Here is a 15,085-nt window from a genome sequence, read left to right as displayed (position 1 = left end):
TACTTGTCTAAAATTAATTAATATTTCGGTCAAATATATTAGTATTTAGAAAGGCAATTATTCTCTTAAACGGCTCACTAACTCTAATTTCACTTATCTTTTTCTGATAGCAGTGGTTACGTTAGCCAAATTCATATCCTCTTCTTGATTTGATATTAGATCTAAAGAATTTTTACTGTCCAAATTATTCATAGAACTCATTTTCAATAAAGTATTGTATAGAATTTTATTCTCTTCTGCCCTGTCTTTTACATGATCTATATACTTATTAATTTTAAGCTGCTGCTCTTTTTCTGTCTTATATTGAGCAATTAAATTATCTTTTATCTCTGGAAGCTCTTCCAGTTTTTTATCCAATTCAGCTATTTTACCTTCTGTAGCCTTGGTTTGCTTCTCAATTTCTGTAACATTCACTCCTTTTTCAGCTAAATGCTGAATTGCTTTTTGAACTTCTTCTTTTGCAAGATCAATCGTTTTTTGATAAGATGGAAGCTGATTTCTCCAATATTCTGAGTCATCTCCTTCTTCTTTGGAGTACCCTAAAATCCTGTTATAACTATACTCTGCTTTGGTTACGCCTTCCTGAACTTTGATAAAATCTTCATACTTCCTTAATACAAAGGCACTATCCGCAAGGTGTTTGTTTTTCTCACTTTCTATCCGTTTTTTCATCAGTTCAATCTCAATATTAGCCCTTGTTTCCGGATTGGTAATAATTGATGTTTTGAGTTCCTGGGTACTGATATCCGAAACATCCAACACATCTGCTCCTTTTTTCATCGCTTCTAAATATCGTGCCTGTTTAGCCTGCAATTTTTGAAGCATAAAGACATCAATACTGTCATTGGTCAGCATAAAATTGACACGGACATTTTCATTCTTATTTCCCTGTCTCCATATTCGGCCTTCCACCTGCCGCAAAGAAGTAAAATTATAGGGTAAAGAAAGGAGATACAGATCGGTTGTATTTTCCTGAAGATTCATTCCTTCCTGGATAGCTTCGCTGCCAATAATAATTTTAATTTTCCCGGAATTAAAATCATCCTGGATTTTCAACCTACCCGGTTTACTGGTTGCTCCGGTAATAATTCCAATTTCCTCGGGTCTATAAACAACTTCATTAATGAGATATTCTTTCAGCTTTGGAAATTCTGCAACGGCTAATTCTGAATAAATAATCTGTCCTGAATCCGGAATATCTTTTTTATTCTGTCGGATCAGCTCCATCGTCTGCCTTAGCTTCGGGGAATTCTCTATAAATTCCTGCAGAGAAGGCTCTTCTCCATCATAATAAGGTGATAAATACGGAGAAATGGCAATCAACCGGGCATTAAGGATATGGGTAAGGATCGCTCCTTTCTCCGTTTCACTAAAGCTTTCATTGAGTAGATCATATTGCTCTTTTGTCAGATCATTTTGCTCAATTTTATATTCTTTGTTGATTTTGTTGGGACGCTTCAGTTCTGGATTATCTTCTTCCCCTTTAATATCAATAAATTCGGAAAGCAGCTGTTGAAACAAAGAATTATTCTTAAACCTACGGACATTCGCCTTGAATTTCACATCACCTTTGGCATCAATTTCCATATCATTATCTGCCTCCATAAAGGTTTCAAAAAATGTATTGACATTGAAGTAACCGGACTCTTCCAAACGTTTATTGGCGATCAGGGATAAAATGGAATAATATTCTAAAGGCTTATTGGTGAAAGGGGTAGCAGAAAGCAGAGTAACATTTCTTCCATCATTCTTGTCCTGAATGTATTGTGCTGCCATCCAGGTATTGATTCCCAGTTTGGAAGTCTGCTGGTTCTGGCTCCTGAAATCCGAAGCAAATCTACGGTCTTCTACCCTAACCTTTCCGACAATATGATTGGCATTATGGACTTCATCATATGTCAGATGGTCAAAGCCAAAATCTTCCCAATCATAGATTTTACCACGCTTCATTTTTCCCTCCAGTTCTGTTTCTTTCTCCAGTTCTTTCTGAAAATCCCTTTCGCTAATGGAATTAACACTTTTTAGTTCACTTTCTGAAATGTAAGAAAACCTGGAAGCCAGCTCCTGAGTAATATTTTCAGAAAAACCGATATTATTAAAGCCTTCATAGGTAACGATGGTAATCTCTCCGTCCTTGTTATCAAACTTTGAGAGATCATAATCTTTACCCAGGTTTCCCAGTATATTCACTCTCGCATGAGGAATGGTTTCAAAAATTGTTTCCACCCATTGTTTGAGAATACTTTCGTTGGGAACAACAATTAAAGGTCTTTTTGCATTTCCGCGTTCCATCGCTTCATGCATGGATAAGATTCCGGATAAAGTTTTCCCAAAACCGACTTCGTGAGCTAATAAGCCAACCCCTTTTGTCGTTTGTCTTCCGATTCCCGCTTTCTGAACTTCGGTTAGTTTCAGTTCTCTTCCTTTGAAATTGAGATGAATTTTAGAAAAAAGAGGGAATTTCGCATAATCAGGAACATGGATGTTATTATAGTTTCTGTTAAAGTCTTTTACGAAACGTTGCCTTAGTTCACCCGATAATTCTTCTCTTAAAAATTTATAAAACAAATCGTTAGCAGCAGCTTTTCTCCTTTCACGGATGAGAGCATTTCTTTCTTTATCACTTCCCGTAACGGTCTCATTATCGACAAAACTTCGCACCTCCCACGACGACGATCCCGCAAAGGCATCACTGGGTAAACTGTTTACAAAATCTTTAAATTTCTCTGCAAGTGTATAATTTTCCGTGACCGGCTCCGTGCTTTTTGTCACTGAATTATATCTTAACCTTTCAATAGCACCTAAATTAAACTGATGAATGAACTCATGGTTAGGACTGATATAAATTTCATCGAGGGATTTAGGCTTGGGTAAAACACTTTCCAGTAGAGCCTTTTGCTTTTCATATTGATTTTCGGTTCCGCCAATAGCATATTTATCGGCAAAATCTTTTTCTAACTGTTCCAGTTTTTTATAAATATTCCCTTCGGCATAATAAAAATCATGCACCCATTTTTCGTCTATGTAGTTGGCAAATTGATAGTGCTTTCCACGATTATGTAAAGTTCCGTCATATGAGGTATCCCTGAAAGCGTCAACCTGTGCGTTAGAAAGATCAGAACTGTTTTGAACCGAAGCATTTACAATTTCATCAGGTTTAAGGAATTGATACTTTAGAACTCCTTTTTTAATCTCCGGCTTGGTCTGAATTCTATACTCTGTATTTTTTTCATTTTGAGACTGGATAATTTTCTCCGCTTTTTGGAGAATTTCATCAATTTGGCTTTGATCGAATTTCTTTGGCTCGCTGGCAATTTGGGATTGAATTTTAGAGTACTTCTCAATCTCCTTTACTACTGCCGGAGATTTGAATTTTACAGAATTAAGCGATGAAAGTACCTGTTCAACCTTTTCCTGAACTTCAGTAAGATTTATCTCACCAGGCTCAGAATCTGTAATTTTTTCCGGTTGAACCTCCGAAACCTTATTTTGTAAGGTGATTTTAGGTCCCTCTTCAGCTTCCAGGAATAAATCTTCAAAAAGATTCCCGATTCTTTCGGTTTCTTTTTTGCCTCTCAGCTGTTCAATTCTTATTAAAGCCTCCTCTAAATTTCCGTGGACATAGTTTTCCTGACGTCCAAACCGGTTGGTTTTTTCCCGGGTTTCACCCAGAATTTTTTCCGGATTAATTTCAAAATAACTGGAAATATCCGTGGAAATTTTCTGAGGGTCTTTTCTTAGAATAATAATATCCGTACCAATGGCAGTTCCGGCAAAAGCACCGCTGGGCAAGCGGTATCCCTCCATTAATTCGGCATTTTTCAATTGGTCTTGACGGTTGAGCCAACCCGAAGGAAGTACCATCGCCAGAATCCCACCGGGCTTTAAGGAATCTAAAGAACGTTTGACAAAATAATCTTCATATTTTGAGATTTTCGGCTCTTCGCCCAAACCTTTGTACAATCCCCGATGATCACCATAAGGAGGATTACCAATAACCAGTTCATATTTTTCGGAAAATTCTTTTTTGCCACCCTTCTCATCAATAAATTCAGTTTCAAAGGAGCGCAAATGGATATCAGCTTCAGGATGAAAGATTTTGGCAATTTTTGCTGTGGTTTCGTTGATTTCAAAAGCCGTAATACTGATTTTTATACCCAAATCTTTTGCAGCATAGAGAAAGTTTCCTGTTCCTACGCTCGGTTCCAATACTGAAATTTCCTTCCGGTTTTTAAACCGGTCTTTAATTAAATTGCGTACAGCATCTACAATCCTTGAATCGGTGTAGTATTCATCTAAAATCCCTCTGCCTTCCTTCGCTGTTCCACCGCTTTTGAACTGACTGCAAATATCTTTCAGTTCATCTGTAGGGCTAAGATTTTCATTTAAAATAATTTTATTGTCCTTTGAAACAAAGCAAGCTACGGAAACCACTTCCGCAACTTGCTCATTAGTCAGCTTCTGACCTCTATACTTTGAAATGAGAATATCTACATCCTCATTATTTTTATGGGATAAATCTAATCCTGATCTATTGGATAAAGTTCTCCCGGATATGATTCTGCCCACGGAATGTTTTCTTCCTTCATTTTCTTCATCATTTTGCGGTTGTGCTCCGTCAGTGGATCTTCCTCTTGTTCCTTCTCCCAAATCGCTCCGCCTTGTCCCTTCAAATCCATTTCCAGCATGGTTGCTGCCCATAGCTTGTCCTCCCGGGTGATTTCCGTTTTCCCCGGATTGGCTTCTTTGGAGAGGCTTTCCAGAATTTCGTTCAGAAAGTTGGGATCCCACGTGATGAGCGTCGGAAATTCCGTTTCGTTTAATACTAAGGTTTGCATCTTCTGAATTTTTTGGTTCGACTAAAGTAGTATTTTTATTTTGAAGACCTAGTTTGTTTTCTAAATATTCACTTAGGTTTTGATTAGCGCTTTCTGAGATTCCATATAAGGGGCGGATGTCCTTTATATTTTTAACATTCAGCTCAGTAAGGATTTTCAGTGTCATCATATTTCCTGTTCTGTCACCATCCAGACAAAGGAATATTTTACCTTCATAGTTCTGATACCTGTTCATAAACTTTTTGGTATTTGCACCGGAATGAATGGCAACAAGGGTTCTGTTATTATTCTGATTATTTAATTTCAGCAGTTGCAGGAATGAATCCCTGTCCTTACTGCTGTTAAAAACAATCAGTTCATTTTTATTCCCTTCTATTACGGAAATATCATCGATGTTATATGTTAGCTGATTTTCATTCACTTTCCCTTTTTTTTACAAAATGATTAAATTCAAATAGTTCTTTCGCAGTATCATCCCAGTTTTTTCTAGGCAGTAAAGGGGTATGCTATCCGTATCAGTTGATAGGATGATATTTGGTCAATTTTGAAATGTTTATTACGGCTTAAATGGCGGAGTGGTAGATCTTCTGGCCATCGTAATTAGCCACGAGCTGCACGGTGGTTTCCGATAAATTCAGAAGCTCTTTCCAATGGGACTTTTTAGGCTCAGCCTTTTCCCTTTTAGGATATTCTTCTGCTTCGTTGGGCATATCCTGAGGTTGGCTTGTGTTATCGGACGGGCTCTTTTCTACGGGTGCTGCTGTGGTATCGTTCACTGGTGCTGGCAGATCATCAATATCCTGCTCCGCTTCAAATCGCTTTCTCATCTCTTCTAAATCCGGCTGCTGGTCGGTAGAAGATGGTTTTTGAAAATCAAGCTCCTTTTTCAAAAAGGATTTGGGGGTACTGAGATTTTCAACATCTTCAATTCCAATCCGGCTTGGAGGTTCAGCATCATTTTGTGCAAAACTGCCTAGTGAAAATTCTTCGGTCAGATCTACGTGAATGATTTTTTCTTTTTTTAAAAAAAGGTCATACAGGATATTTCCGGCATAATACAGGAAATAAGCTGCTAACAGGATGAGTGAATATTTTATCATATTTTTTATTTTGGTTTTTCTTTGGAATCAGCCTTACATGGTAATTTGTAATGCTTCACTTATTTGTTCAATGATTTCATTGAATGGCTTTTTTATGGCGTATCGCTGCTCGTAGGTAAGCTTCCTCGTATTAATGGTCTGCAAACAGTTCCTTTTGTACACAGGGCTTACAATCAGGGTTCCGTATTTTGCGATCTCGATATCCATCTCCTTTTGGTTGAGATATTTATAGCCTTTATCATATTTGGAACGAATGAAGATCCTTTCTGCTTCACTTTCGAGTAGACCCAGCAGGTTTTTGAATACCAGGGTCGATTTTACCGATACATCGGAGTATTCAAAGGGAATGATAATAAAATCGCTGTAAATGAGTAAGTCACTGTATTTCTGGTCCAGCGTGCCTGCCAGATCAAACAGGTATATTTCCTCACTTTCCTTAAGACCTATAATTTTTTCCAGATCGGCAAAAGGCTGCTCTTCTTCATCGTCTCCAATGAGCTCCACTTCATAAAGCCTGGGCAGCTCAGAATCTTCGTCTTCTTTCCATTTGTTGAAAAAAGATTTCTGAAAATCAAAATCATACGCCTTAATCTTCCTTTGGGAAACCTCGCAAAGGTAATTGGCAAATGCAATGGCAAGAGTGGTTTTCCCGGCTCCTCCCTTTTGGGTAGCAAAGGTGATAATCATAGTTATATCTTTAATTTTTAATGGATGCAGAACTTTGGTACTTAGGGTTATCGGTTTTTCTTTTTACGTCTTTTCTTACGCTCCTCTCCTCCGGGGTCTTTTCCTGATCCTCCAGAAGATTTACTGAATTGAAAAATCAAGTCATTGATACTTTTATTCAGTTCTTTTGCAAGTGTTTCATTTTGGGTTTCTGAAACCTGTTGCCCTTTTTCAGCCGGATTCAGGAATCTTTGATAATCTTTTTCGCCGATCAGCTGTTCCAGCTCTCCTACATAGTGTAGTTTTGAGTGTATCGCATAAAATTTACCGTCTTCGGACTTTATAATGTGAACATCTTTTAAGTTCTGTATTCTGAGATATTGCTTTATCTCACTCCTCACTGAGCCAAATATTTCTTTATTTTTTCTTTTTTTAGTTTCAAAAAGCATAAAATCTTTTGGTATATGGTCTGGATTCAGGCGTTTCAAATGCTCTAGTAGGACTTGTTTAGCAGACTCATCTGCTATATTGTAATCCTTTAAGCTTTCAAAAAGCCTTTTGTCTATGGAATCGGAAGTGAACTCAAATAACTCGTTCATTTTCATAATCTCGCTTCCTTTATATATCGATCCTGTCTTATGGTCAATTAACGTATATCCAAAAGGTTTGAGATCTACAGCAGTTTTTACTTTGTCAGAAGTATGGAATACAACATCAATCCCGAAAACATCCCGCAACTTTTTCTGAAGCTCACTCTCAAATTCAATTTTTGGCTTCCAGTTCTCGTTGTGCTTTTCTTCTGGTAATACACCTTCCTGAGCCCTGTGGTCTTCGATCCTGAATACCTTGCAAGAGTGCAGTTCTTTGTATTTTAAGAGAATCGCCTTTAACTGCCATGCCCTGGAATCTTTTTTTTGACTGCTGAAGTTGAGCTCGGCGGCGTTAATGGTTTTTTCCCAGGCTCCGTTTTTTAGTATATCTAAAGCACCCTCATCATTCCTATTGGGAGAAAGCCTAAAGCCGTTTCTTTCTAAAAGCAGTTCCAGTTGCTTAAGAGAAGCATATCGGTAGCCCAATAATTTTTCTATTTTCTCCTGCACATTTAATCCATACAGCTTTTCCATAACCCGGCTTAATGCCTGCTGTGCCTTAAGCTTTTCATAACTGTCATTAATTTTCTTTCCGGTCTGTTTACTGACACGGGTGGAAACAATGTGTGTATGGTTATTTTCCGTATCATTATGGAACACCACAATAAAGGGCTGTTTTCCGTACCCGAGCTCATCCATAAAATTTTCTGCAATCGTTGTAAGCTCTTCTTTGGTATGTTCCCGGAACTTCGTGGAAACGACGGCGTGGAACTGAGGCTTTTTTACCCTTTCATTATTTGATACGGATTTTAAATATTCCCGCACCTGTTGCTGGCTGCTATCTTCGTTAATAAATGAGGGAAAATTTTTCATCAGCATCAGCTCACCACTCCCTTTCTCTACCTTTTTATCATTATACTGTACTCCGGGAAAGCCGGACCCCGCAGGTTCCATAATTTTTACGATCAATTTTTATGGTAATATTAACCGCCTACTTACGGATTATACTTTAAGGTTTGTTCCTCTTATTTTATATGCCTAAAATTTGTTTGATCTGTATTTTTTGTGCGGGGGTTGCTGTCTCGAGAATGGATATGAAGGCCGCTACATTATCGTTAATTAATCCAAGTTTGCCATCCGGTCTTGCAACGACTTTCAGGGTATGAGAAGTGTCTGATTGCGGTACCATATGATAGGTAGGATTGAGATTCAGTGTCCCATTGATCTTGAGCCATCGCTCAGCAAAGTCACCGATGATCAAACCATTGGTCCAGGAAGCGCTCAGATCAACGACGTTCTCTGTTCCGATAGCTTCGGAAGGAACCAGGCTTGCATTGCTGTGTATGACCAGCCTGTTATTTACTGTTTCTACAGTATTTACCGTATTGCTGTGCCCGGCTCCTGTTCCGATAAATACATTGTTTTCTCCCCGGATATAGCCTCCGGCCTGCGCCCCGAGCATCACATTTTTGCTTTCCGTCGTAATAAACTGCCCCGAAGACTGACCTATAATGGTATTATAGCTGCCGGTATTCAAACTGTTCAGGGCCGACTGGCCTATTGCTATATTCTTATATCCGGAAGTCAGTTTTGCCAGAGTTGCATTTCCAAGTCCTACGTTCACATTTCCCGTAATAATTTTTCCGGCATTGGAAAGATCATATCCTGAAATATGGCCGATAAAGGTATTGTATGCTCCTGTTGTCACTCCATTCAAACTGTAGCTTCCAAAGGCGACATTCCCTGAAGCAGTGGAGAGCTTCTGCAGGGCTCCGTATCCGTAAGAAAGATTATACGTTCCCGTGTGCATCTGGTTCATATTTCCAAAATACATCGAATAGGTCTGCGGATTCATTCCTAAGGCAGCATCTGTTGTACCTTGCTTTGTGATGGAGCTTCCCGTAAACGAAATATATCTCGGGGCAAAGTTTCCTCTTTCGACCACATCATATAAGCTCCCATAAAGCGGCTCCCACGCCGAACCATCGAAGTAATAATAGGTATTAGGGGTTGTGATATGGACAACCTGACCGGAAAGTACCGGTGCTGCTTCGGTTACATAGACCAATGCTCCTTTTTGCAAATTTGTATACGTATAGGTAGCCAACTCGCTTCCTTTCACTCTTGGAGCAATAATGCCATCCAATGCTTTGCTTTTATCCGTATTACCGATAACATCAAGGGTTGCTGCGGGGCTGGTGGTATTGACACCGACCTGACCCTGAATATTTCCGGTCGCTGCAAGAATGAAAGATAATCCTGCGAGATTATATATTAATTTCTGCATATTATTAAATTTGCTGTTTGTTTTATTTTCCGATCATTGAATAAATCTTTTTAAAAATGCTATTCTGTTCTTTTTTTAATTCAATAATCTGATTCAGCTGCCTGTTGAAATAGCCTACTTCCGAAGGGGTTATGGCTTTCATTGTATTGACATGCCGGGCCAGCTGATTGATGTTCGTTTCTATCTTGACAAAAATGTTGTCCTGCACCTCAATGAAATTCAAAACTTTCCGCCTCTCATCATCCAGAATCCTGTTTTCTACCGAATGGATAATTAGGCTGGACAAGGAGATTTGCTTTTCTGAGCAGATTTTCTTCCAGTTGTCTTTTCTGGATTTTTGGATTCGTATGTAAATCCTTACCTCCTTTTCCATTTTTCTATTTTTAATTTTTCCTAAAGTAATAACTCAGTGAAGCTTTCCGATTTAAATAGCTCTGAGCTTCTCGGTAAGTAAGGGTTGATATTGTCTCTTTGATAAATAACAGAAAAATAAATCTGTGTTTTCATTTTGCTTTCCGATTAAAATTTCTTTTGCAAAATTGGGGCATAAAAATCGTGAAAACAATAGTATTCATCTGACGTGGGCTAAATAAGAACATGCTGGAATCATCTGGAATATGTGGAGATTAAAAAAGAATATATTGGGCTAATCTGGAATATTGCTCATAATTCTCCCCGAAATAAAAAAAACAAGTTCCGACGTTTTTTCTCCTTTTTGCAAAAAAAGGCAAGATCGTCTTTGTAGGTACAACTTGAAAAGTTTGTACGTACAAAGACACATCTTGCCTCTGTAAAGTCGCCCACTTTTTCAGAACTTTGAAAAGCTTTTTCACCAAAACATAAAATATTAATAACCAGCACCTTGATTCCATTTGAACATTTTTGCTCTTGAAAGAAAAGATATTGTAAAACATTGAAGTACGGAGAATACACTAACCTGTATCCATTTCACTCAGGGTAATAATATAACCTGATACATTTTTACACAGGTTCTGTAATAGGGGTGGGCAAAATTTACACAGGTTAGAATAAAACATGGGTAATTTTTACGCAGGTTGCAGCTTTGACAATTAATATTCAAGATCAGAATGTACCTGATACTTTTTTATGCAGGTCTTATAATAAGGTGGATAAAAGTTACTCAGGTTAGGAAAAAACATGGGTAATTTTTACGCAGGTTCCAATTTTTGCCTGTAATTATTTAAGATCAGACATATACCTGATACTATTTTGCGCAGGCGATACAATAAGGTGGGTAAAATTCACGCAGGTTAAAAGAAAACATGGGTAATTTTTACGCAGGTTCCAATTTTTGCCTGTAATTATTTATGATCAGACATGTACCTGATACTATTTTGCACAAGCGATACAATAAGGTGGGTAAAATTTACGCAGGGTCAGCTTTAGCCTGTTACTATTTTACTCAGGCAAGGAATGATATCATATGATTTGTGCAAGCAGTGCTTGCACTATTGTAAACTACTTCAAAAAAATATTTTTATAAAATTCAAAAGAATCCATTAATTAATCGGGAACTGAGAAATCAAGTTTTGTATCTTTGGAACATGGCAGAAAGACCTCAAAATTACAATAAGACCTTATACAATTCGATTGCACAAATTATTATTGATGCAAAATCGGCGGTTTACAGAAATACTAATTCAATAGTATTAAAAATGTACTGGGAAATTGGTAAGCTGATTATTGAAGATGAACAAAATGGGCAAAGCCGTGCCCAATATGGAAAATCTATACTTAAAAATCTCGCCGATCAGCTGACTCTGGAATTTGGAAAAGGATTTAATGAAAGGAATCTCAACAATATGAGAGCTTTCTTCAGTTCATTTCCAATTTGGAACGCAGTGCGTACCGAATTGAGCTGGACGCATTACAGGATTATCAGCCGGATTGAAAATCCTGAACACAGATTACAATATATGCTCCATTCCATTGAAGGAAACTGGAATACACGGACGCTGCAACGAAACATCGATAGTCAATACTTGGGAAGATTGCTGAAATTTCCGGAAAGTGACAGTAAAGAAACTTCACACTTTATTAAAGACCCTTATATTTTTGAATTTTTAGGGCTTCCGTCGGATAGCTCTCAGACAGAAACCCAAATAGAATCGGCTCTTATTTCCCATCTCCAGCAATTTTTAATGGAGCTTGGAAAAGGGTTTGCTTTTGTAGCAAGACAGCAGCATATTGTAACGGATACTTCCGACTTTTTTATCGATCTTGTATTTTATAATTATTATCTTAAGTGCTTTATTCTGGTAGATTTGAAAACTCATAAACTTACCCATGAAGCTATTGGCCAGATGGATATGTATGTAAGAATGTACAATGACCTGAAAAAGAATGCTGATGATAATCCTACCATCGGGATCATTCTGTGTACAGAAAAAGATGAAACGGTTGTAAAGTATTCAGTGTTGTCCGAAAATAAAAAGCTTTTTGCAAGTAAATATAGAACATACCTGCCCGATGAAAATGAGCTAAAACAACTGATTGAGGCAGATAGGGTAAAGCTTGAACTGGATAATATTGATTAATACATTAACATTTTGAAAAACATTATAAATTCTGTATCAGCTTCTTCAAAGATTAGCAAAAAAACATTAAATTAAAACCCGCAACCTCTTTTAAAAACACAAGGCAACAGCTCTGATTGTTTTTAAATGGGTTTGCTCCGCTTTTCGCAAAAATGCGTTTCCGACTAAAAGGAGGAAGTGCTTTTTTTGTCATATGATTTTCCTTAATTAAATTTTAGGGATATTTTTAGTTAGTTTTTTCATTATTTTTCACTAAATTGGGATAATCTTCTTTTTAAGAAAAGCTTGACCATGAAAAACTTTCTTACTGATTTCAAAACTTCATCCGAATCTATGAATTATGAAGCCCAAATCCATTGGATCTCCAATGTTATTCCTGCTTTCTTTATAGTAATCGGTTCTGTGGGAGTTCTCTATTTTCTATTGCTTGGATACAAATTTATGTTGGGATTTATCGGCATTATTTCCCTGTTTCTTATTTTTCTTTTTATCAAAGGGATCATCGCTGTAATTCGGAATAAGAATACCAAAATCTACGTTACGGATAATCATCTTTCGTTTACCACGGGGATATTAGGAAAAACACTTTCCGATCTTCCGTTAAATAAGCTTGAAGGAATGCAATTACACCAAAGCTTTTTAGGTAAAACATTAAATTTCGGAACATTGGTTGTTACTACTGGGGGAATGACTCACTCATATTTCATTGCAAATCCGATGGAGCTAAGGAATGTTTTGCTTCATTCTCAAAAACGGTCCGATTAAAAAATAACTTATTAATTTGAAATTAATTGCTATAAATCAATCTCGCAACCTTTTTCAAAAACATACTCTGCTTAAATGCGGCAATGTTTTAGAAATGGGGTTGCACCACTTTCCGCAAAAATGCGTTTCCGACCAACGGGAGGAAATGCATTTTTGCCGCCGAATTTTGATTTGACTGATGAATAAAAAAAGCACCCGGAATAATTCCGATTGCTTCAAAACAGATTTTACAAATATATGTTACAAATCCTGTCTGAGTAATCTCTCAAGGTTTTTTGATTTTCTGAAATGTATATACTTGCTAAATTCGGGTGTTGTGGAAAATTTTTGCAGAGCTTTGATTGTTTCTATATCCTTTTCGGATATACAGGAGATCTTAATACAGGCTGTTCCTATATCTCCAAACAATTTTTAGGTCCGAATAGGAGCGAATAATAAGTTTCCCTCGTAATCGGACGCTGATAATGTGGAAGGTTAGCCCTGCCTTCCTGATCTTCATTCATAAACCTAAGATCTTCATCAAACATTTCCTGCGAGTAGAAAATCCCGTAATCTACTCCGTTGTAACGTTCGTATGTTAGATTATATTTTTCTTTCAGAAGTATATTGACTTCTTCTGCCATTTCAGCCTTTTTCAAATAGATAATTGTGTAGGTTCCCATAGTTGAATATTTTAGATGTTTTATGATGAAAATTAGTTGCTTACTATAAAATCAGAAACTGTTTTTACAGTCTGATCGGCTGTGAATGAAAATTTTTCAAATTCAGGAAAAATCCCCTGTTTTCCGTTAATCCGTTTCTGAATAATCCCCACAATAGAGAGCTTCCCATCTGTGCCAATGTTGAATTGATAAACAAATCCTGCTTTTCCAATGCTTCTGCCAGTGAACAGCTAGGTGTATCATCAGTGTTTTCTGATTGCTTTAGCAAATTCCCGAACTCATCGGTGATAAAAGGTAAATGATCCACTGTTTCATATTTCTCGGAATTGGGTTGTTTGATCGTTCCTATGGTAGCTAACATTGCCTGTGCTGTATGTTGATTATTGCCATAATCTAACCAATACAAAGGACGGTCAGCATAATACCTGCCGTTATTCAGTCTTTTCAATATATCAGCAATTTCAAATCTTGCACTCACACGGTCAACACAGGAAATATAAATATTTGAAAGAATATTTTCAGAAAATTTTTCTGATTCACTCTTTTTAAATTTCTGTGTTTCTGCTTTCCAGTTTGTCCCCATCCAGCGGTTAGCACGATTAATTAAGGCAACGGACTTGTATAACCCTATTTCTGATTCTGCAAAACGCTGTCTCCCTAAATTAGCATCAGTAATGAGATCATCATCCCACAACCGCACTTGTAGTCCTGCATGTCCCAATTGAATCAGGCTGTGATTCATTTCCATTAATGCCGTCAATACTTTTGAGCCTGTTCCTCCTGCACCAATTAGATTAATGGTTACAGGATTGGTAGGATTAATCAGGTAATTGTCTGTAAAATGAACTTTTGTTTTTTCACTTGTCATGGCAGTATATTTTTAAGGATTTTATTGGTCTTTTTTAATATTTCTTTTGGAAAGCTTTTATCTGTATTTATCAGCTCTTTCCACATATTTACACAGTTGCCTTTGGTAGGGTTATGATTGTTTAAATGGCTGAACTTACTGTTAAAAAAATAGTGTTCCCAAGCGCGAATAAATTCTTCAACCGATGCTGAATTTTTAATATCAACATTGACTGTTCCCATGCAGACACTTCCGCTGTCATACACATTAAAAAAGGGAGCATGGTATAAAATTGTTTTTTCTATGGGTCTTTTGTCAGATGTGAGAGCAAATACGGTAAGATTTTGCTTTGATGCCACCCACAGCATAGCAGGAACATTTGCTGTACCATTGGGAATTCCAAGTGATTCTGTGAAAAAGAGTGTTGTTTTTCTGGCTTTGGTGTACCATATTACCGAGCCTTTTTCAGTTGGATTAATATATAGGACATTGGTGGGCAGGATACTTTCAGGTTTCAGAAATGCTTTGCTTTTTTCTTTTCCCGTGTTAAGGGATTTTGCCAATATTTTAGCTTCCCTTTCGCTCAAAGGATGAGCATTAATGGGATTTCCGTTTTTATCCATATCGAAATGCTCCACATAGGTGTCCCCATTATCATCTTCGTTAGCCTGATAAATGACCAGAGCTGCAACCGGATGATACAGTGTTCCGAAGTGATCGGTTATATCTTTCATGATGTTATATTTAAATGCTGTTTAATAGGTCAATTAAT

General features: G+C 37.3%; 11 protein-coding genes. 2 read left to right on the top strand and 9 right to left on the bottom strand.

Annotated features, from left to right (window positions below):
• Nucleotides 1-93: 93 nt before the first annotated feature.
• The 6 genes from RHP76_RS21460 to RHP76_RS21435 all read right to left on the bottom strand — a co-directional run bounded on the left by RHP76_RS21460 (nucleotide 94) and on the right by RHP76_RS21435 (nucleotide 9,854).
• Complete coding sequence (locus RHP76_RS21460) at nucleotides 94-5,259, bottom strand: helicase-like domain-containing protein (RefSeq protein ID WP_311229024.1); 5,166 nt, start codon at nucleotides 5,257-5,259, stop codon at nucleotides 94-96.
• Nucleotides 5,260-5,401: 142 nt separating this feature from the next.
• Nucleotides 5,402-5,938, bottom strand: coding sequence for a hypothetical protein (locus RHP76_RS21455; RefSeq protein WP_311229023.1), 537 nt, complete (start codon nucleotides 5,936-5,938; stop codon nucleotides 5,402-5,404).
• A gap of 33 nt (nucleotides 5,939-5,971) precedes the next feature.
• Nucleotides 5,972-6,625 (bottom strand): ParA family protein, encoded by a 654-nt coding sequence (locus RHP76_RS21450; RefSeq protein ID WP_311229022.1) that lies wholly within the window; start codon nucleotides 6,623-6,625, stop codon nucleotides 5,972-5,974.
• A gap of 47 nt (nucleotides 6,626-6,672) precedes the next feature.
• A complete protein-coding gene (locus RHP76_RS21445) occupies nucleotides 6,673-8,163 on the bottom strand; it encodes a relaxase/mobilization nuclease domain-containing protein (protein ID WP_311229021.1) in 1,491 nt (496 codons plus the stop codon).
• 61 nt (nucleotides 8,164-8,224) lie between these two features.
• Nucleotides 8,225-9,481 carry a phage tail-like protein gene (locus RHP76_RS21440; protein ID WP_311229020.1) on the bottom strand — a complete coding sequence of 419 codons (1,257 nt, stop codon included), beginning with the start codon at nucleotides 9,479-9,481 and terminating at the stop codon, nucleotides 8,225-8,227.
• A gap of 22 nt (nucleotides 9,482-9,503) precedes the next feature.
• Nucleotides 9,504-9,854 (bottom strand): hypothetical protein, encoded by a 351-nt coding sequence (locus RHP76_RS21435; RefSeq protein ID WP_311229019.1) that lies wholly within the window; start codon nucleotides 9,852-9,854, stop codon nucleotides 9,504-9,506.
• A 1,192-nt stretch (nucleotides 9,855-11,046) separates the two neighbouring features.
• Here RHP76_RS21435 and RHP76_RS21430 point away from each other — a divergent pair.
• Nucleotides 11,047-12,039 (top strand): PDDEXK nuclease domain-containing protein, encoded by a 993-nt coding sequence (locus tag RHP76_RS21430; RefSeq protein ID WP_311229018.1) that lies wholly within the window; start codon nucleotides 11,047-11,049, stop codon nucleotides 12,037-12,039.
• 291 nt (nucleotides 12,040-12,330) lie between these two features.
• Nucleotides 12,331-12,804: a PH domain-containing protein gene (locus tag RHP76_RS21425; RefSeq protein ID WP_311229017.1), complete on the top strand. Its 474-nt coding sequence runs from the start codon at nucleotides 12,331-12,333 to the stop codon at nucleotides 12,802-12,804.
• Between the two features lie 392 nt (nucleotides 12,805-13,196).
• Here the strand turns inward: RHP76_RS21425 and RHP76_RS21420 are convergent, their stop codons facing one another.
• The 3 genes from RHP76_RS21420 to RHP76_RS21410 all read right to left on the bottom strand — a co-directional run bounded on the left by RHP76_RS21420 (nucleotide 13,197) and on the right by RHP76_RS21410 (nucleotide 15,047).
• Complete coding sequence (locus RHP76_RS21420; protein ID WP_311229016.1) at nucleotides 13,197-13,466, bottom strand: hypothetical protein; 270 nt, start codon at nucleotides 13,464-13,466, stop codon at nucleotides 13,197-13,199.
• Between the two features lie 64 nt (nucleotides 13,467-13,530).
• Nucleotides 13,531-14,334, bottom strand: coding sequence for a PRTRC system ThiF family protein (locus RHP76_RS21415; RefSeq protein ID WP_311229015.1), 804 nt, complete (start codon nucleotides 14,332-14,334; stop codon nucleotides 13,531-13,533).
• Entirely contained in the window at nucleotides 14,331-15,047 is a 717-nt protein-coding gene (locus RHP76_RS21410; RefSeq protein ID WP_311229014.1) for a PRTRC system protein B, read from the bottom strand. Before RHP76_RS21410 ends, RHP76_RS21415 begins: the two co-directional genes overlap by 4 nt.
• Nucleotides 15,048-15,085 lie beyond the last annotated feature (38 nt).

Source organism: Chryseobacterium sp. SG20098 (assembly GCF_031844745.1).
In the GTDB taxonomy this organism is placed as follows: Bacteria; Bacteroidota; Bacteroidia; order Flavobacteriales; family Weeksellaceae; genus Chryseobacterium; species Chryseobacterium cucumeris.
Note: the sequence above shows the minus strand (reverse complement) of the source record. Positions and strands in the feature narration are given on the sequence as shown.

Bases quoted from the DNA above. Each gene is read 5' to 3' on its own strand.
- RHP76_RS21455 (WP_311229023.1), bottom strand. From the start codon at position 5,938: ATGATAAAATATTCACTCATCCTGTTAGCAGCTTATTTCCTGTATTAT.
- RHP76_RS21450 (WP_311229022.1), bottom strand. From the start codon at position 6,625: ATGATTATCACCTTTGCTACCCAAAAGGGAGGAGCCGGGAAAACCACT.
- RHP76_RS21440 (WP_311229020.1), bottom strand. From the start codon at position 9,481: ATGCAGAAATTAATATATAATCTCGCAGGATTATCTTTCATTCTTGCA.
- RHP76_RS21435 (WP_311229019.1), bottom strand. From the start codon at position 9,854: ATGGAAAAGGAGGTAAGGATTTACATACGAATCCAAAAATCCAGAAAA.
- RHP76_RS21430 (WP_311229018.1), top strand. From the start codon at position 11,047: ATGGCAGAAAGACCTCAAAATTACAATAAGACCTTATACAATTCGATT.
- RHP76_RS21425 (WP_311229017.1), top strand. From the start codon at position 12,331: ATGAAAAACTTTCTTACTGATTTCAAAACTTCATCCGAATCTATGAAT.
- RHP76_RS21420 (WP_311229016.1), bottom strand. From the start codon at position 13,466: ATGGGAACCTACACAATTATCTATTTGAAAAAGGCTGAAATGGCAGAA.
- RHP76_RS21415 (WP_311229015.1), bottom strand. From the start codon at position 14,334: ATGACAAGTGAAAAAACAAAAGTTCATTTTACAGACAATTACCTGATT.
- RHP76_RS21410 (WP_311229014.1), bottom strand. From the start codon at position 15,047: ATGAAAGATATAACCGATCACTTCGGAACACTGTATCATCCGGTTGCA.